Source organism: Bradyrhizobium sp. 61 (genome assembly GCF_023073075.1).
GTDB classification, from domain to species: Bacteria; Pseudomonadota; Alphaproteobacteria; order Rhizobiales; family Xanthobacteraceae; genus Bradyrhizobium; species Bradyrhizobium barranii.
In genome coordinates, this window is the sequence record NZ_JADPIU010000015.1 from 153,936 (window position 1) to 171,020 (window position 17,085).

18 protein-coding genes and 1 pseudogene are annotated in these 17,085 nt (G+C 64.9%); 8 read left to right on the forward strand and 11 right to left on the reverse strand.

The annotated features are described in order from the left end of the window. Positions 1–20 precede the first annotated feature (20 nt). The 4 genes from IVB46_RS07735 to IVB46_RS07750 all read left to right on the forward strand — a co-directional run bounded on the left by IVB46_RS07735 (position 21) and on the right by IVB46_RS07750 (position 3,791). Positions 21–476 carry a cupredoxin family protein gene (locus IVB46_RS07735; protein WP_028149531.1) on the forward strand — a complete coding sequence of 152 codons (456 nt, stop codon included), beginning with the start codon at positions 21–23 and terminating at the stop codon, positions 474–476. Positions 477–490: 14 nt separating this feature from the next. After that, positions 491–793 (forward strand): copper-binding protein, encoded by a 303-nt coding sequence (locus IVB46_RS07740; RefSeq protein ID WP_247311619.1) that lies wholly within the window; start codon positions 491–493, stop codon positions 791–793. A 358-nt stretch (positions 794–1,151) separates the two neighbouring features. Further along, on the forward strand, positions 1,152–3,293 hold the full coding sequence (gene flhA, locus IVB46_RS07745) for a flagellar biosynthesis protein FlhA (protein ID WP_071916417.1): 2,142 nt from the start codon (positions 1,152–1,154) through the stop codon (positions 3,291–3,293). Positions 3,294–3,587: 294 nt separating this feature from the next. Beyond that, complete coding sequence (locus tag IVB46_RS07750) at positions 3,588–3,791, forward strand: hypothetical protein (RefSeq protein ID WP_014497685.1); 204 nt, start codon at positions 3,588–3,590, stop codon at positions 3,789–3,791. A gap of 270 nt (positions 3,792–4,061) precedes the next feature. On the opposite strand, the gene IVB46_RS07755 is transcribed toward IVB46_RS07750, so the two are convergent. From IVB46_RS07755 to fliI, 6 genes are all read right to left on the reverse strand, one after another. Beyond that, positions 4,062–5,282 carry an NAD(P)/FAD-dependent oxidoreductase gene (locus IVB46_RS07755; RefSeq protein ID WP_247311612.1) on the reverse strand — a complete coding sequence of 407 codons (1,221 nt, stop codon included), beginning with the start codon at positions 5,280–5,282 and terminating at the stop codon, positions 4,062–4,064. Positions 5,283–5,397: 115 nt separating this feature from the next. Continuing rightward, positions 5,398–6,357, reverse strand: a complete 960-nt coding sequence (locus tag IVB46_RS07760) for an AraC family transcriptional regulator (protein ID WP_028149526.1) — start codon at positions 6,355–6,357, stop codon at positions 5,398–5,400. Between the two features lie 210 nt (positions 6,358–6,567). Beyond that, complete coding sequence (locus IVB46_RS07765; RefSeq protein WP_247311610.1) at positions 6,568–7,623, reverse strand: anti-sigma factor; 1,056 nt, start codon at positions 7,621–7,623, stop codon at positions 6,568–6,570. Positions 7,624–7,660: 37 nt separating this feature from the next. Next, positions 7,661–8,206: a sigma-70 family RNA polymerase sigma factor gene (locus tag IVB46_RS07770; RefSeq protein ID WP_041955015.1), complete on the reverse strand. Its 546-nt coding sequence runs from the start codon at positions 8,204–8,206 to the stop codon at positions 7,661–7,663. Positions 8,207–8,386: 180 nt separating this feature from the next. Further along, a complete protein-coding gene (gene fliJ, locus IVB46_RS07775; RefSeq protein ID WP_008138882.1) occupies positions 8,387–8,806 on the reverse strand; it encodes a flagellar export protein FliJ in 420 nt (139 codons plus the stop codon). A gap of 121 nt (positions 8,807–8,927) precedes the next feature. Beyond that, positions 8,928–10,253, reverse strand: coding sequence for a flagellar protein export ATPase FliI (fliI, locus tag IVB46_RS07780; RefSeq protein WP_038936482.1), 1,326 nt, complete (start codon positions 10,251–10,253; stop codon positions 8,928–8,930). Positions 10,254–10,684: 431 nt separating this feature from the next. On the opposite strand from fliI, the gene IVB46_RS07785 reads away from it, so the two are divergent. From IVB46_RS07785 to IVB46_RS07800, 4 genes are all read left to right on the forward strand, one after another. Next, positions 10,685–11,386 carry a response regulator transcription factor gene (locus tag IVB46_RS07785; protein ID WP_008138878.1) on the forward strand — a complete coding sequence of 234 codons (702 nt, stop codon included), beginning with the start codon at positions 10,685–10,687 and terminating at the stop codon, positions 11,384–11,386. Between the two features lie 170 nt (positions 11,387–11,556). Then, positions 11,557–11,961 carry a DUF350 domain-containing protein gene (locus tag IVB46_RS07790; RefSeq protein ID WP_014497691.1) on the forward strand — a complete coding sequence of 135 codons (405 nt, stop codon included), beginning with the start codon at positions 11,557–11,559 and terminating at the stop codon, positions 11,959–11,961. Between the two features lies 1 nt (position 11,962). Beyond that, on the forward strand, positions 11,963–12,346 hold the full coding sequence (locus IVB46_RS07795) for a hypothetical protein (RefSeq protein ID WP_071916422.1): 384 nt from the start codon (positions 11,963–11,965) through the stop codon (positions 12,344–12,346). A gap of 85 nt (positions 12,347–12,431) precedes the next feature. Next, positions 12,432–13,592, forward strand: coding sequence for a glutathionylspermidine synthase family protein (locus IVB46_RS07800; RefSeq protein ID WP_247311608.1), 1,161 nt, complete (start codon positions 12,432–12,434; stop codon positions 13,590–13,592). A gap of 56 nt (positions 13,593–13,648) precedes the next feature. Here IVB46_RS07800 and IVB46_RS07805 read toward each other — a convergent pair whose 3' ends face one another. The 5 genes and pseudogenes from IVB46_RS07805 to IVB46_RS07825 all read right to left on the reverse strand — a co-directional run. Further along, the gene (locus IVB46_RS07805; protein ID WP_223153690.1) at positions 13,649–14,089 is read right to left on the reverse strand and encodes a hypothetical protein; all 441 of its coding nucleotides are present in this window, start codon (positions 14,087–14,089) and stop codon (positions 13,649–13,651) included. 298 nt (positions 14,090–14,387) lie between these two features. Then, the gene (locus tag IVB46_RS07810) at positions 14,388–15,260 is read right to left on the reverse strand and encodes a protein-glutamate O-methyltransferase CheR (protein ID WP_063979740.1); all 873 of its coding nucleotides are present in this window, start codon (positions 15,258–15,260) and stop codon (positions 14,388–14,390) included. Beyond that, complete coding sequence (locus IVB46_RS07815) at positions 15,257–16,450, reverse strand: chemotaxis response regulator protein-glutamate methylesterase (RefSeq protein ID WP_247342410.1); 1,194 nt, start codon at positions 16,448–16,450, stop codon at positions 15,257–15,259. Before IVB46_RS07815 ends, IVB46_RS07810 begins: the two co-directional genes overlap by 4 nt. Positions 16,451–16,524: 74 nt before the next feature. After that, on the reverse strand, positions 16,525–16,890 hold the full coding sequence (locus IVB46_RS07820; protein WP_007600538.1) for a response regulator: 366 nt from the start codon (positions 16,888–16,890) through the stop codon (positions 16,525–16,527). A gap of 71 nt (positions 16,891–16,961) precedes the next feature. Then, positions 16,962–17,085, reverse strand: a pseudogene (locus IVB46_RS07825) (chemotaxis protein CheW); the annotation flags it as partial.

Sequence of the window (17,085 nt, forward strand, 5' to 3'; positions counted from 1 at the left end):
ACCACCAACTGGAGAACAAGATGAAGAAGACGATCAAACTCGGACTTGCGCTGGCTGCGCTTTCGACCGCGCCGGCATTTGCCCACGACCAGCACGGGCACGGGACCTTTTCGGCCGGCGAGCCTGGCGATCCCAGGAAGCCCGCGCGCACGATCGAGATTCTGCTGAACGAGATGGACTACGCGCCCGCCAGGATCGAGGTCAAACGCGGCGAGCAGATTCGTTTCGTGCTGCGCAATGTCGGCAAGGAGGACCATGAATTCCTGCTCGCCACGACGAAGGAGAATCTCGCGCATGCCGTGGAGATGAAGAAGCATCCGCACATGGAGCACGACGACCCCAACGGCGTCAGGCTCGCACCGAACAAGACGGCCGAGATCCTCTGGAAGTTCAGCAAGGCCGGCACGTTCGAATTCTCCTGCCTGATTCCCGACCACCGCGACTACGGCATGGTCGGCCACGTCACCGTGAAGTAACAAGGAAGACTCCCATGAACCGCACCATCCGTATCGCCGCAGCGCTGGCGCTGACCGTCGGCCTTGCCGCCGAAGCCTTCGCGGCCCAGGGCGCCGCGATCAGCGGCGAGGTCAAGAAGATCGACGAAGGCGCCGGCAAGGTCACGCTCAAGCACGGACCGGCGAAAAGCCTCGGCATGGATGAACCCATGACCATGGTCTATCGCGTCAAGGACCCCGCTTTGCTCAAGCAGGTGAAGGTCGGCGACAAGGTGACCTTCGAGGCCGAGGAGGCGGCTTCGGGGTACACGGTGACGACGATGCAGAAGGCGAAGTAGGGCTACGTCCTCCGCAGCTGATTTCGGCGCCAAACGCTTCCACAACGTCATGGCCGGGCTCGTCCCGGCCATTCACGGCTTCGGCCGCGCAAGCAGGACAAGCTCGGGCATGACGACTTCGTCCCTGCCAGGTGCCCGAAACACCCCGGTCTGACCTCCTGCCGCACCCTCCGTTAACCCTTTGCTAACCATACACCCGGCAAGAATTGCCGGGTGAAGTCGAGTGTCGTCAGCCGCGTAGAACGGGAGGTCCCCCGTGGACGCCAGTGCGGTGCCTCACTTTCGAAACGGCGGCCCTTCGGCCGCCGCGCAGACATTTGGGGCGCGCGGACGGCAGTCGCGCGGGGGAGCAGCTACCATGGTCGACGTCACCGCGGGACAGGGCGTAGGCAGCACGAACGCCGGCTTCCCGACCCTTACCGAGATCGGCAACATCCTCAAGCGCGGCGATATCGCGCTGGCGCTCGGCGTCCTCACCATCCTGGTGGTGCTGATCCTGCCGCTGCCCGCGATCGTGCTCGACCTGTTCCTGGCGATCTCGATCACGCTCTCGATCCTGATCCTGATGACGTCGCTGTTCATCCAGGCGCCGCTGGAATTCTCCGCCTTCCCGACCGTCCTCCTGATCTCGACCATGCTGCGCCTGTCGCTCAACATGGCCTCGACCCGCCTGATCCTGTCGCACGGGCACGAGGGCACGGATGCCGCCGGGCACGTCATCGAAGCCTTCGGCAGCTTCGTGATGGGCGGCAATTTCGTCATCGGTATCATCGTCTTCGCCATCCTGATCATCGTCAACTTCGTCGTCATCACCAAGGGTTCGGGCCGTATCGCCGAAGTCGCCGCCCGCTTCCACCTCGACGCCATGCCCGGCAAGCAGATGGCGATCGACGCCGATCTCTCCGCCGGCCTGATCGACGAGAAGGTCGCCAAGCAGCGCCGCAAGGACCTCGAGGACGAGAGCGGCTTCTTCGGCGCCATGGACGGTGCCTCCAAATTCGTCCGCGGCGATGCCATCGCGGGCCTTTTGATCGTCTTCATCAACATCGTCGGCGGCATGATCATCGGTGTCGCGCAGCAAGGCCTCTCCTTCGCCGATGCCGGGCGCAGCTACACGCTGCTGACCGTCGGTGACGGCCTCGTCACCCAGGTGCCGGCGCTGATCGTTTCGACCGCGGCCGGCCTGCTCGTCTCCAAGGCCGGCGTGTCCGGCGCCGCCGACAAGGCGCTGATGAAACAGTTCTCCGGCTATCCGCAGGCGCTGGCGATGTCCGCGGCGGTCATGCTGGTGCTGGCGGCGCTGCCGGGTATCCCGACCATCCCCTTCCTGGCGCTCGGCGGCGGCGCCGGTGCGCTCGCCTGGCACGCCCGCAACCGCAACCGGGCGACTGCCAGGGCTGACGAAGTTGCAAAGACCGCACCCGCTCCGGGAACGCCGGGTTCACCTGGCGCCGCTGCGGCCGAAGAGCCGATCTCCGCCGCGCTCAAGATCGACGATCTCAAGATCGAGCTCGGCTATGCGCTACTGCCGCTCGTCAACGGCCCTGATGGCACCGACCGCCTCACCGAGCAGATCAAGGCGCTGCGCCGCTCGCTCGCGATCGAGATGGGATTTGTGATGCCCGCCGTGCGCATCCTCGATAACGTCCAGCTCGAAGCCAACACCTACATCATCAAGATCAAGGAAGTGGACGCCGGCACCGGCAAGATCTGGCCGAACCAGTTCATGGTCATGGACCCCGGCGGCAGCCAGGTGCAGGTGCCCGGCATCCATACCACCGAGCCGACCTTCGGCCTGCCCGCAACCTGGGTCGATGCCAGCCTCAAGGAAGAAGCCTCGCTCAAGGGCTACACCGTCGTCGACGCCGCGACCGTGCTCTCGACCCACCTCACCGAGCTGCTCAAGGCCAACATGTCGGACCTGCTCTCCTACGGCGAGGTGCAGAAGCTGCTCAAGGAGCTGCCGAAGGAGCAGGGCGAGCTGGTCAAGGACATCGTGCCGGGCCAGGTCACGGTCTCCGGCATCCAGCGCGTGCTGCAGCTGCTGCTCGCCGAGCGCATCTCGATCCGCGACCTCTCGACCATCCTGGAAGGCATCGCCGACTCGCTCGCCTTCTCGCGCAATCCCGCGACCATGGTCGAGCATGTCCGCGCCCGCCTCGCGCGGCAGATCTGCGCGCAAAACACCTCCTACAGCGGTTATCTGCCGCTGATCGCGCTGTCGGCGCGGTGGGAACAGGCCTTCGCCGAATCCATCATCGGCCAGGGCGAGGAACGCAGCCTCGCGATGCAGCCCTCGAAGCTGTCGGAATTCATGACCGGCGTGCGCGAGGCCTTCGAGCGCGCCGCGCGCGAAGGCGAGGCGCCGGTGCTGGTCACGTCTGCGGCAATTCGTCCCTTCGTACGCTCCCTCGTCGAGCGGTTCCGGGCCCAGACGACGGTGCTGTCGCAGGCTGAAATCCACCCCAGGGCGAGATTGAAAACGGTCGGAAGCATCTGATTTGCCTTAAGAAGCCGTATGTTTTTCGGCCACAGGCAAATGGTTTTTGAGTTCCTGGCGCCTTGTCGACCAAATGCAAACAAGGCGCCTCGCAAGCACATTACACCTTTGAAATAATTATATAATCGCACGATTGAGGGGTCGCTTCGATCGCGATCTTTCACGTCCTGTCACGCTCTTGTGATCGCCCCTTGGGAACGAATCCCCCCAATACTAGGTTGTTGAGGACCGGAAGCATGAACCTCCCCCAACAGGGTAGCGACTACTTCGGGTAGATGGCGGCAGGAGCCCTCCATGAACCACTCGATTTACAGCGCTGATCGCTCGACCCACTTGAAAATCGTGGTCGTAGCCCTCGTCGCCGGCATCGCGGTGGCAGGCTTCGGCATCACGGCGGCGCGCACGGGTTCGGACGAAGGCCTGACCCAGACCGCCCGCGTCATCAAGGCCGGCAAGCCGGTTGTTATCACCAGCTCGAACGCATCCCTCGTTCGATAAGGAGATTTGACGAGTTTTGTGAATTCACGCGGCTCTTTACCAGCCCCCCAAAGTCGCCACGTGGATATGTAGACGACCCCAACCCCAAGTCGACTACGGAAAGCGCCCGCCCCCCACGGGCGCTTTCTCATGTCTGGGGTACCTCGTCATTGCGAGCGTAGCGAAGCAATCCAGACTGTCGCCGCGGAAAGATTCTGGATTGCTTCGCTACGCTCGCAATGACGGAGCAATTGGCACAGCCGCGATCCTCCAACCAGCCCCGATCAAATTCTACCGCGCTCCATAAGTCGGCGGCGGCGCCTGCACGGTCGGCGCTGCGGCAGCGAAGAGCTCGTCCTTGCGGCCGGTGAGCGGCGGGTAGATGCGCTTGCAGTTGATGGTCTGCTTGGTCGCCTTTGCGGCCGCGCCAGTGGTGCGAACCTCGCGATCCCACCCTTCGGTATAGAGCGCGCCCCAGCCGCCGAGGTCGAGCACGGTCACGTACCAGTCGATGCGGAGCGGCAGCATCGGCAGGCCGGCGAGATCGGCCACGACGTTGTGACCGGCGAAGCGGCCCATGGGACGGGCGAATTGGCAGGACATCACCGTCGGATGCAGTCCGTCGACCACGCTCGAGGCGACATCGCCGGCGGCGAACACGCCCGGCACATCGGCAACCCGCATGAAAGGATCGACCAGCAGGCGGCCGAGGCGATCGCGCGCGCCCGCGAAGCTCTCGGCCAGCCGGCTCGCGCGCATCCCGGCGCACCAGATCACGGTCTGCGCCGGGATGAATTCGCCCGAGTTCAGGTGCATGCCGGCGGCCTCGACGGACACGACGCGCACGCCAAGCCGCGTCTCGACGTCGAGCGAGGCCAATGCCGTCTCGATGACAGGACGCGCATGCGCGCCGATGGTGGCGCCGACCGCAGGGTTGGGATCGACCAGGACGATGCGGCGGCTGCCGGTGATGCCGGCGCGCGCCAGCCTGTCCGGCATCTCGGCCGCCACCTCGATGCCGGTGAATCCGGCGCCGACCACCACGACCGTCGAGCGCCCCGGCGAGGGCGCGCTGTGTCCGAGCGAGACGAGATGATTTTCGAGGATGAGCGCGGCGGCATAGGTATCGACATCGAAAGCATGCTCGGCAAGGCCGGGGATGGCGGGACGCATCACTTCGCTGCCGAGCGCCAGCACCAGGCGGTCGTAGCTCAGCGTCTCCTCGCCGCTGCTCGTGACGAGCGAAATCTCGCGCCGTGACGGGTCGATGGCTTCGACCTCGCCAATGCCATGAGTGACGCCGATCGGATCGAGCAGTTGCGGCAACGGCAGTGCGACCTCGCTGAGGTCGGCCTCGTAATTGCGCACCCGGATGTTGTGATAGGGATTGCGATCGACGACACGGATCTCGACGTCAGGGCCGGCCGCGCCGATCTCGTCGCGCTTGCGCGCGGCGCCGATGGCCGCCCATAGACCCGCAAACCCCGCGCCGAGCACGACGATACGCGCCATGTCCGTATACTGCTTTGTCCAAGAATTCCGGCGGTCTGCCCGCGCAGGTAGATATAGCCCATTCGCCCGGATCGACCAACTGCGGCGGCGCCGCTCCGCAGCATAAAATCGCGGCTCAGGCCTCGCGCAGCTCCGATGGCGTCGCGCCGAAACGCTTGCGGAAGGCGCGGTTGAAATAGGACAGGTCGGAGAAGCCCGAGGAATGCGCGATGTCGCTGATCTTGCGCGCCCTCGCGCGGGGATCGCCGAGCAGCTTGCGTGCCAGCAACAGGCGCTGCTCCAGCACGAATTCGGTGAAGGTCGTGCCGGCCTGCTCGAACAAGCGTTGCGCCTGGCGCGGGCTGAGCCCTGAGCGCGTCGCGATCTCGGACAGACAGAGATCGTTGCGGCCGAGCGCGGCCATCACGTCGGCACGCATGAGATCGAGACGGGCCGCCGCATGTCCGCGACCGCGCGCAAGGCTTGCATGCTCCGCATCGGTGCCGAGCAGCAGGCCGACGAGATCGATCACGTGCTGCGCGGTCAGGCGCTGGCCGACGGCGTCGAGATGCGGCGCGTGATTGGCGGCGAGTGCGTGGTAGCGGAAGATCGTCTCGGCCACCGCGCCGTCCGAGAGCACTTGCGACAGCTTGTCCTCGGCACGCGGATTGATGTCGAGCAGCGCGCGGCGCGGCATGCGGATGCTGGTGAAGCGATCTTCCTGGGTGTGGCCGACGGTGCCGGTGACGCCCATGTCGACCAGCACCATCTGCGCGGGCGCAAGCTCGACGGTGTGGCCGTTCTGCCCGACGCGGACGAGACCCGCATGCGCGGCGATCAGGACGAGATCGTCGCTGCCGTCGGCAAGATGGCTCTGCGTGCGCGAATATTGCGCGGAGGCACCTTCGGGAATGGCCAACGCGATATTGTCGACCACGCTGACCTGGAGCCGGCAATCGATGCTGTCGCCATGGCTCGGCCCGACGTCGAGGCCGCAGGGACCGAAGGCCCGCTCGCGCCAATGTTCGAAGGCCGGACCATGCGGAAGGCCCGCATATTGGTGGACGAAGATGCCCGGCGTCTTAGCTGCATCCATCTGACTTCTAGCCCCTTTTCCGGCGCCATGATGTGCGGCGCCGACTGCAAATTCCGGGCATTTGACGCCGTGGATTGCGGGGAGGTTCAACGCGGGAGTGGATTCGGCGGGACTTGTCGGGTTGCGACGGCTGGACGGACCTTGGCGACGGTCGAGCGCCGCGTAGCCCGGATCGCGCTACGCTCCATCCGGGCTACGGCGCCACGACACCTACTTCTTCGCGGGCGCCTGTGGCTGAGACGGCGGCACCGTCTCGATCAGCTTGCCGGAAAACACCGGAGCCGAGGTCGGCTGGCCGTTGGGCGAGCCGCCGGCCTGCTCGACCGTGACGGCGTAGGTCGCACCGTTGACGACCTCGGGATCGAAGGAGCCGAGCACCGGGCGCGCGGTGAAATCGCCCGCGCCAATCACGCCGAGCGAGCGCGGACGCGGCAGCTTGTCGGAGATCAGCCAGAGCTCGAAGCTCTTGCCGGCCTCCGGGGTCGCGCCGACCTTGCGCACGGTGAAATTCCGCGTCGCGCCGTCGACGGTGAGGATGAAGGCGGGCCCGCCGCCCTGGCCCTGCAACAGCGCGACATATTGCGCAGCAGCCGTGAGCGGCGCCGGCGTCTTCACTTCCACCGTCTGGATGCGCGGCGCCGGGCGCAAGCCGCCCGGCAGCGCATCGGGCTGGAAGATCTGAAGCGACAGCGTCACCAGCAGTGCAGCCGCAAGCGCGCCCACCGCGGAGGCGATCGTGCGCCAGCGCTTCACGCGGCCCTCGAGCCGGATGACGTTGCTGTTGTCGGCGACCGGCGCCGGCGGCGCGCGCGCGACGTCAGGATCGGGCGCATGCACCTGCGGCATGAATATCGGCGCGATGTCGGGAAGCGCATCGGGTGCCGGCCGCGCCGTCCCGGGCTGCTCTGCTTCGGAAGGCTGCTGCTCCGGTTGCGGCGCGCCGTCCGGTGCCAGCTCAGGCGGTGCAGCTTCGATCGAGGAGGACTCCGGCACAGGTGGCGGCGGCGAAGCTTCCGGCGCAGGCGTCTCCTGCGCAAAGTCCGTCCGCGCAAGCTCGGACCGGATGTTCTCCCACACGATCGGACGCGGCTCGACCGAGCCGACCATCTGGTTGAGGACGCCGAGCCGGTAAGCCCAGGCCTGCACGACATCGGCGAACGCCTTGTCCACGGCCATCATGGTCTCGACCTGCGCGCGCTCACTGGCGTCGAGCGTACCGAGCGCATATTCCGCGGCGAGCGCGATATGGTCCTCCGTGTAGGCCATCACTTCCAGTCCAGAACCACCCTCACAATGCGAGCCCTCATAGTCCGAGGCACTCGCGGATATCCAACATGCTGCGCCGGAGCCACGTCTTCACCGTGTTGACGGGCGCGGCGAATTTTTCCGCCAATTGCTCGCGGCTCCAGCCATTGTAATAGGCGAGAAGCACGAGCCTCTGACGATCCGGCTCGAGCCGGCCGATGCATTCCAGGAGCCGCTTCAACTCCTCGGTCATCTCCCTCCGCGCCAGCGGATCGGGGCTGTCGGCAGCGACTTCCATCGCCTGCGGCTCTTCCTCGATGGAGACTTCCGTCTTCTTGCGCACGATGTCGATGGCGCGGTTGCGCGCGATCGATGCCATCCATGTGATCGGCGACGACAAGGCCGGATTGAACTGGCCGGCGCCGTTCCAGATCTTGACGTAGGTCTCCTGAATGACCTCCTCTGCGAGATCCTGTCGGCGCAAGATACGGAGCACGACGCCATAGAGTTTCGCGCGCGTGGCGACGTAGAGGCGCTCGAACGCGGCCTGATCGCCCCTGGCGACCTCCCCAATCAGCCCGACCAGCTCTGCTGGCGTCAGCATTCAGCCCCCCACGCACGGCCTGTCGCGTTCGGCGCAGGCCCTGGCACTCCGCTACCATAGCGCGCGGCAAAGCCCATCACCAAGGGGCGGCGCGCCACACTGTGGATAGCAAACGCGAAACCCGGACCTTGCGGGTCCGGGTTCGACGAATTCTCGGCTGTTGGACCGCTCGCTGCGTCGTCAGGCGACGGCGCCGATGCGGGCGCGCATCAGGCCGATGCTGTCGAGGTCGGCCTGCTCGCGGGCGTTTTCTTCGGCGCGCTCGCGGGCCTGGTCACGCTCATCAAGGAGCTCGACCTTCTTCAGTTCCTCGAAGGCTTCGGCCAGCGCGGCCTTGGCTTCGTCGAGCTGGCCCTTCAGTTCGTCGGCCGAGCGGGTCAGGTTCTCACGGCGCTGAATCGCGGCCTTGGCATAGGTCGGATAAGCGAAGTGCGAGGGATCGTTGATCCCGGCACGCTCCTGCTCGGTCGTGATCTCGCGTTCAAGATCGGTCGACATCCGCTGGAAGTCGGCGATCATGGTCTCGATCTGGGTGACCCGGCGGCGCTTCTCGTCGACCTGAAATTTCTTCAGGCGGATGAGGGTATCACGTGACTTCATCGACTCATACTCCCCAGAAGTCCCCTGGCTGCACGTGGGACGTCACCGGTCTCCCCACAGGCCCAATTTGGGCCAAGACCGGCTCTGCTACTCTGTGAGAGCGGATGATGACCTGACAAAGTTAGCGTTCCGTTTCCAAATCACCGAGGATTTGCGCCAACTGGCGGTAGCCGTCCGCCAGTGATGCATTTTCGTCCTTGCGCTGGCGCAGGAACGCCTCCAGTGGCTCGTGCAGCCGGATCGCCTCGTCGACCTCGGGGCTGGAGCCGGCCCGGTAGGCCCCGAGCCGGATCAACTCCTCCATGTCGGCATAGGTCGCCATCACCTGGCGGGCCCGCTGGATGGTCGGCCAGAATTGCGGATCGGCCGATTTCGGCATGGTTCGGGAGACGGATTTGAGGATGTTGATGGCGGGGTAACGGCCGCGCTCGGCGATCGAGCGCTGCATCACGATATGGCCGTCGAGGATACCGCGGACGGCATCCGCGATCGGCTCGTTATGGTCGTCGCCGTCGACCAGCACCGTGAAGATCGCGGTGATCGCGCCCTCGCCGAGGCCGGGCCCTGCGCGCTCCAGAAGCTTCGGCAGCTCGGTGAACACGGTCGGCGTATAGCCCTTGGCGGTCGGCGGTTCGCCGGCGGACAGGCCGATCTCGCGTTGGGCCATGGCAAAGCGCGTCACCGAGTCCATCAGGCAGAGCACGTCCTTGTCCTCGTCGCGGAAATATTCGGCCACCGCGAGCGTCAGATAGGCGGCCTGGCGCCGCATCAGCGCCGGCTCGTCGGAGGTCGCGACCACCACGACCGAGCGCGCCAGGCCCTCCTCGCCGAGATCGTCCTGCAAAAATTCCTGGACCTCGCGGCCGCGTTCGCCGATCAGCCCGATGACGCTGACCGCGGCATCGACGTTGCGCGCGAGCATCGACAGCAGCACCGATTTGCCGACGCCGGACCCTGCGAAAATGCCCATGCGCTGGCCGCGGCAGCAGGTGAGGAACGTGTTCATCGCGCGCACGCCGAGATCGAGCGGGGCGCCGACGCGCTTGCGCGAATGCGCCGGCGGCGGCGAATTGCGGTATGGCATCGGCGCCGGGCCCTGCGGCAACGGCCCCTTGCCGTCGATCGGCTCGCCCAGCGCGTTGACGACGCGGCCGAGCCAGGCCGATGACGGACGCACTTGATTGGCGGCATTGGCGATGACGGCCTTGCAGCCGCGGCGCACGCCGTCCAGGCCGGCGAACGGCATCACGACAGCGTTGTTGCCGGAGAAGCCGATCACCTCGCAGGGAATGGAACGGTTCGCGCCGGTCTCGATCACGAGCCGCGCACCGACCGACATCGCGTGAATGGGTCCGGCCACTTCGACCATCAGGCCGCGAACGCCGACCACGCGGCCATAGATGTTGACGCCGTCGATGTCGCCGATCTGTTCGGCAAGAGCCTTCATCAGGGGCGCACCTTTAATAAGAGGACCTTCATCAGGTGATCGCCTCCGATCCCGGGCATCATGGCGAAAGACTTAAGTTTCGCCATATTTCTGAACGGCGCTTAACTTCGTGTTTACCCGCATCGTTAATCATTGCGTCACTGTCTTTGTGACTGAGCGTGACTCCCCTTCAGAAGAAGGCTGAGTCGCGGGAGTCGGTTAGGCCCGTCTCTTAAAGTGGAACTTGAACGGTACGGGGTGACGAAAGCTGCTTCGCGCGCAAGACCTTAGGGCGATTCGACAAAAATTGCACCGGGGGGACTTGCGTTCCAGAATCAGAGTTTGTTAACCATCTGTTGTCAGGATCCGAATCAGTTGTTCAAAGGCGTTTTGTTGAGTGCCGCGAATGCGGCCGACCTGACGCCCAGGAGCGGCGACTATGGGGAACTGGCATGCGCGTTTTGCTGATTGAAGATGACAGCGCCGTCGCGCAGTCGATCGAGCTGATGCTGAAGTCTGAGAGCTTCAACGTCTACACGACCGATTTGGGGGAAGAAGGCGTCGATCTCGGTAAGTTATACGATTACGACATTATTCTTCTCGACCTCAACCTGCCCGACATGTCCGGTTACGACGTGCTCAAGCAGCTTCGGGTCTCCAAGATCAAGACACCGATTCTGATCCTCTCCGGCCTCGCCGGCATCGAGGACAAGGTCAAGGGTCTCGGCGTCGGCGCCGACGACTACATGACCAAGCCCTTCCACAAGGACGAGCTGGTGGCCCGCATCCACGCGATCGTGCGCCGCTCCAAGGGTCACGCCCAGTCGGTCATCCAGACCGGCGACCTCGTCGTCAACCTCGACACCAAGACGGTGGAAGTCGGCGGCCAGCGCGTGCATCTGACCGGCAAGGAATACCAGATGCTGGAGCTCCTCTCGCTCCGCAAGGGTACGACCCTCACCAAGGAAATGTTCCTCAACCATCTCTATGGCGGCATGGACGAGCCCGAGCTGAAGATCATCGACGTCTTCATCTGCAAGCTCCGCAAGAAGCTCGCCAACGCTTCCGAGGGCCGCAACTTCATCGAGACCGTGTGGGGCCGCGGCTATGTGCTGCGCGAGCCGCACGAGCACGAAGAGCGCATTCCCGCCTGATCACTAAGTTTACGTCGCGAGCCCCCGGGGCTCGCTCCTCCCAGCCTGGACCCCGCCGCAAATGGCGGGGTTTTGTTTTTTGGGGACGCCAACGCGGCCTCATCGTCCTTGCGCCATTGAACCGCTATCCTCCCCCCGCCGACGAATGGTCGCTGCACGATGGGGGAACGATGATCCTGCAATCACTGGCCGGCCTGCCCGCCTTCCTGGTCTATTTCTGCACCGGCCTGATCGCGATCGTGGCGTATCTGTTCGTCTACACCCGCATCACTCCGCACAATGAGTTCCAGCTCATCCGCGACAACGAGCCGGCCGCCGCGATCGCGCTCGGCCTCAGCCTGCTCGGCTTCGTGGCGCCATTGGTCAGCGCGATCGCGCATTCGGCCAATGTGCTGGACTGCCTGATCTGGGCGGTCATCGCGCTGATCGTGCAGATCATCGTGCTCTTTCTGGTGAAGGTCCCGGTGCCGAACCTGTCGGCACGGATTGCCGCAGGCGAGCTTGCGCCGGCGATCTGGCTCGGGCTGTCCTCCCTCGCGGCGGGCCTGTTGAACGCCGCCTGCATGATCTACTGACATGGCCAAACCCTCCAAAAAGGAGTTCGGCAAGCGCCGGCCGGCGCCCGCGGCGCCGCCATCGGGGCCGCCGGTGAAGCGCTCCGGCCATGTCGCGCTGCTGGTGATGGGCACGATCGCGGTCGGCACCACCGCCTACACGCTGATGCCACGGCAGCACTGCGAGCCCTCGCCCGGAGCCGTGCCGGGCCAGACGACCACGACGTGCAGCAGTAGCAGCAGTTCATCGGGCGGCAGCAGCTCGCGCTGGTCGTCGCGATCGAGCTTCTTCAGCAGCGATTCCTCGAGCCATTCCTCGTCGGGAACCTCTTCGGACTCAGGCTCCAGCAGCGTGAGCCGTGGCGGCTTCGGCTCGTTCGGCCATGGCTTCTCGGGCGGCGGCTAGCGCATGATCCGGAAAAGCGGCCACCGATTTTCCCTCGCGACAAACGCGGAACGCGTTTGCGCGGAGATCATGCGCAGGAAATAACATGCGACGCATCGTCTGCCCCGAGCGCGACGACTGGCGGCAGACCGCCGAACAATGCGGCTTCGCCTTCCACACCATCGACGGCGAACGCTATTGGGACGAGAGCGCCTATTACGCCTTCACGCTCGATGAGATCGAGCGCGGCATCGAGACGCCGACAGCCGAGATCGACGCGATGTGCCTGGAGCTTGCCGGCCGCGTGATCGGTGACGAGCGCTATCTGCGACGCTTGAAGATTCCGGAGGCGTTCTGGAGCTTGATCGCCGAGAGCTGGGAGCGCGACGATCGCAGCCTCTATGGCCGGCTCGATCTGAAGTTCGACGGACAGTCGCCTGCAAAGCTGCTCGAATACAACGCGGATACGCCGACCTCGATTTTCGAGGCCGCGGTGTTTCAATGGACCTGGCTCGAACAGGCGATCGAACGCCGCATCATTCCGGCGCGCGCCGACCAGTTCAACTCCATCCACGAGCGGCTGATCGCGGCGTGGAAGGAGATTGCCGCAGGCCGCCATGTCCATCTCGCCGGCACCACCGGCAACGAGGAAGACACCGGCACGCTCGCTTATCTCGAGGACACCGCGCGCCAGGCGGGGCTCTCGACCAGGATGCTCGACATCGAGGAGATCGGCTGGCGCGACGAGCCTGGCGGCTTCGTCGATCTCGACGACGGCGACATCGCGTTCGCCTTCAAGCTCTATCCCTGGGAATGGATGTTCCACGACGCCTTCGGCGCCAAGCTGATGAGCGCGCCGACACGCTGGATCGAGCCGCCGTGGAAGGCGGTGCTCTCCAACAAGGGCATTCTGCCGCTGCTCTGGGAGATATTTCCGAACCATCCCAATCTGCTGCCGGCCTTCTTCGAGGACGATGCGCGGGCAGCCGAACTCGGCAGCTCCTACGTCCGCAAGCCGCTGCTGTCGCGCGAAGGCGCCAATGTCACGCTGGTGTCCGGTGGCACGCCGCTCGACGAGCAGGCAGGACCTTACGGCGCAGAAGGCTTCGTGCGGCAGGCGCTGTCGCCGCTGCCGAATTTCTCGGGCTTCTACGTGGTGGTCGGAAGCTGGCTGGTGAACCACGAGCCGTGCGGCCTGTCGATCCGCGAGGACGAGAGCCCGATCACCGGCAACCGCTCGCGGTTTCTGCCGCATGCGATTTTGTGAAATGCGCTCGCGACCTCATCGGAACGGGACGCGAGCGCAGAGACTTGCGTGCTTACTCAGGGTGTCTTGACGATGAATCTCCCGTCGTAGAGGCCCGCGCCCTTGAAGCCGGCTTGCGCACTTTCGAAGCCGCCCGTGCCCGTCGCGTTTGCATACGCCCCGGTGCCCGACAGGATCGTGTATTCGCCTTTCGCCCGACCATCCTTGATCGCGCCGGCGTAGCGCGCCGTGATCGAGGATCCGTCGTCGAAGGTGTAGGTGCTGTAGCCGTAGATGGGTCCTGAGCCCTTGATCAGGTCGGCGGAGTGGACGAAGTCCTTCACCGCAACGCGGCCGTCCTTGAAGAAGGCAACGCCAAACATTTTGCCAGACATGACCGTCTGACCTTCGACGTTCGCGACCTCGGTGACCTTTAAGTCCATCGGCTTGGTGACAAGCTTGAATTCGAGGACCTGCTCGCCAGCGAGAGCAGTGGCGGGCAACGAAAGCGCCGCCAACAAGAAATACGAGGCACAAGACATTCGCATGGTATGTCCTCCTCAGTACAATTCATGATGGAACGGAATCCCGCCTCGGTTCGGGCGGGACCATCGCCAGCATAGCACAACCGTCAGATGCTGATCAGAGCCGCGATTGCATTGCATCGCGGCACGAGCTCTACTGCGCGGTAGTCGAGTAATCCGCCATGCTCAAACGCGTGTGAAGCGTCACGCACTCTGACGGAACGATATCCGCCAGTTGTTGCCGATCATTCGCGACGACGGCGTTCAGTGAGATTGCCTGTCGTTCGGCGAATCACCTCGCCGCTGCGATTTTCAGCGGCTGCGGCATCAATCCGCCCATCGGGCGGCCGGAGCGCGCGGGATTGAGCTGATAGAGACCGCGGCGCTCGGTGATCGGGCGGAACGCGTCGGTGATGCCGACGACGGATTCGGCGGCACCGAGCAGCAGCGTGCCGTCGGCTTCCAGTCCCTTCGCCATACGCTCGAAAATCACGGCCTTGGTGTCCTGGTCGAAATAGATCAGGACGTTGCGGCAGAAGATCACGTCGAACGTGCCGAGATGGGAGAAGTCCTGCAACAGATTGAGCTGACGGAACTGCACCATCGCGCGAATGTCGGCATTGAGCTGCCAGAGCTCGCCGACTTGCGTGAAGTATTTCATCAGGTGCTGGATCGGCAGGCCGCGCTGCACCTCGAACTGGCTGTAGATGCCAGCCCTGGATTTCTCCAGCACCTCCTGCGACAGATCGGTGGCGACGATCTCGATGCGCCAGCCGGCGAAGGCCGCGCCCATCTCCTTCACGCACATCGCGATCGAATAGGGCTCCTGCCCGGTCGACGAGGCCGCCGACCAGATGCGGAGCGACCTGCGCGCCGCGCGCGCCTGGAGCAGGCCCGGCAGGATGGTTTCGCGCAGATGATCGAACGGGATCTTGTCGCGGTAGAAGAAGGTCTCGTTGGTGGTCATCGCTTCGACCACGTCGGTCGCAAGCCGGCCGTCGCCGTTCCTGATCTTCAGCACGAGATCGGGAATGCCGGGCAAGCTCGCCTTGCGGGCAAGCGGCAGCAGCCGGCTCTCGACGAGATACTGCTTGTCGGCGGAGAGATCGAGGCCGGAACGCTCTTTCAGGAACTTGCGCAGATATTCGTAATCGACCGGCGTCACGAGCGGTCTCCCGCGAACAGGCGGTTGACCTTGGCGCCGATCTGGTTGAGCGGCAGGATCGCCGCGCAGATGCCGGCATTTGCCGCCGCGCCCGGCATGCCCCAGACCACGCTGGAGGCTTCGTCCTGCGCGATCACGTTGCCGCCGGCGGCGACGATGTCCTTGCCGCCGCGCATGCCGTCCGAGCCCATGCCCGTCAGGATCACCGAGAGGATGTTGCCGTGCCAGATGTCGATGGCGGAGGTGAACAGCGGATCGACTGCGGGCTTGCAGAAATTGACGGCGGGACCGTCGTCGAGCGCGATCGCCGCGTCCGCGCCGCTGCGCACGACGCGCATGTGCTTGCCGCCGGGCGCGAGGTAGATCCGTCCCGGCTTCACCGGCTCTCCGTCAACCGCCTCGGCCGCCGGCTTGCGGCTCGCGCGCGCCAGGTGCTCGGCGAGAATGGTGGTGAAGGTCGGCGGCATGTGCTGGGTGATCAGCACCGGGAAGCGGTCGATCACCGGGCCGAGCTCGGTGACGAGCGCCATCAGTGCCTGCGGACCGCCGGTCGAGGAGCCGATCAGCAGCACCTTCGGTGCGTGGGCCGAGAACGGGCGCGTGGACAGCACCCCCGACGAAGGCGCATGCAGAGCCGGTGCGGGCGCGGCGGGCCGCACGACAGCCGGTGCACGTGCAGCCGGTGCCGGGGTCGCGGGCGCCAGCGGCGGGCTCGCGACTGCGGGCCTGCGGCGCAGCCGCGCGCCGAGGTGACGGATCTTCTGGATCAGATCGTGATGAAAGATGTCCGCGGCTGACGCTTCGCGCGTCGACTCCGGCTTCGAAATGTAGTCCGCCGCACCGAGCGACAGCGCCTTGAAGCTGATCTCCGCGTTACGGCGGGTCAGCGTCGAGGCCATGATGATGACGAGATCGCGCTTCTTCGCCAGCAGTTGCGGCAGCGCCGAGATGCCGTCGAGCTCGGGCATTTCGATGTCGAGCACGGCAACGTCGGGATTGATGCGTTCGAGCTGGTTGACCGCCTCGAGCCCGGTGCGCAGCGAGGCCGCGACCTCCATGTCATGCTCGGCACCGATCCAGCGCGAGATCAGACCGCGTATGACGACCGAGTCGTCGACGACCATCACCCGCAGCGGCCCGGCGTCGCGCGACGGACCCGTGGTCGAATTACCTGCGAACGCAACACTCATTACTCACCAACTCAGACTGAAACGGTTCAGTTGAAACAATCGCCGAAGGATCCGTTCAGCCTCCGGATGTTCGCTCAGATAAGTCCGACTTCCTGAAATTTCGCCGTCACGATGTCCTTGTCGAAGGGCTTCATGATGTATTCGTTGGCGCCGGCGTGCAGCGCACGGGCGATGTGCGCGACGTCGTTCTCGGTGGTGCAGAACACCACCTTGGGCTGGTCACCGCCGGGCATCCGCCGGAGATGGCCAAGGAATTCGTAGCCGTCCATGACCGGCATGTTCCAGTCGAGCAGCACGGCATCGGGCAAGCCGCGCTTGCAGGCCTCCAGTGCCTTCTCACCGTCCTCGGCTTCGAGAATCTGGAAGTCGAGGCCCTCCAGGATCCGGCGCGCAACCTTGCGGATGACGCTGGAATCATCAACGACGAGACAAGTGCGCATGTGAACCTCTGCTTCCTACCCCCTTGTGGGGGTACTTCCATTGCGAGTCCGTCGGCGGCGATGCCGCCGTATCAGGCCGCCATCATCTCGGGCGCGAGCTCGAGGACGCGATCGACGTCGAGGACGACCATGAGCTGCCCGTCGAGGCGGTGGACGCCGCCGGCGAGCTTGGCCATGCGGGGGTCGAGGTTGACG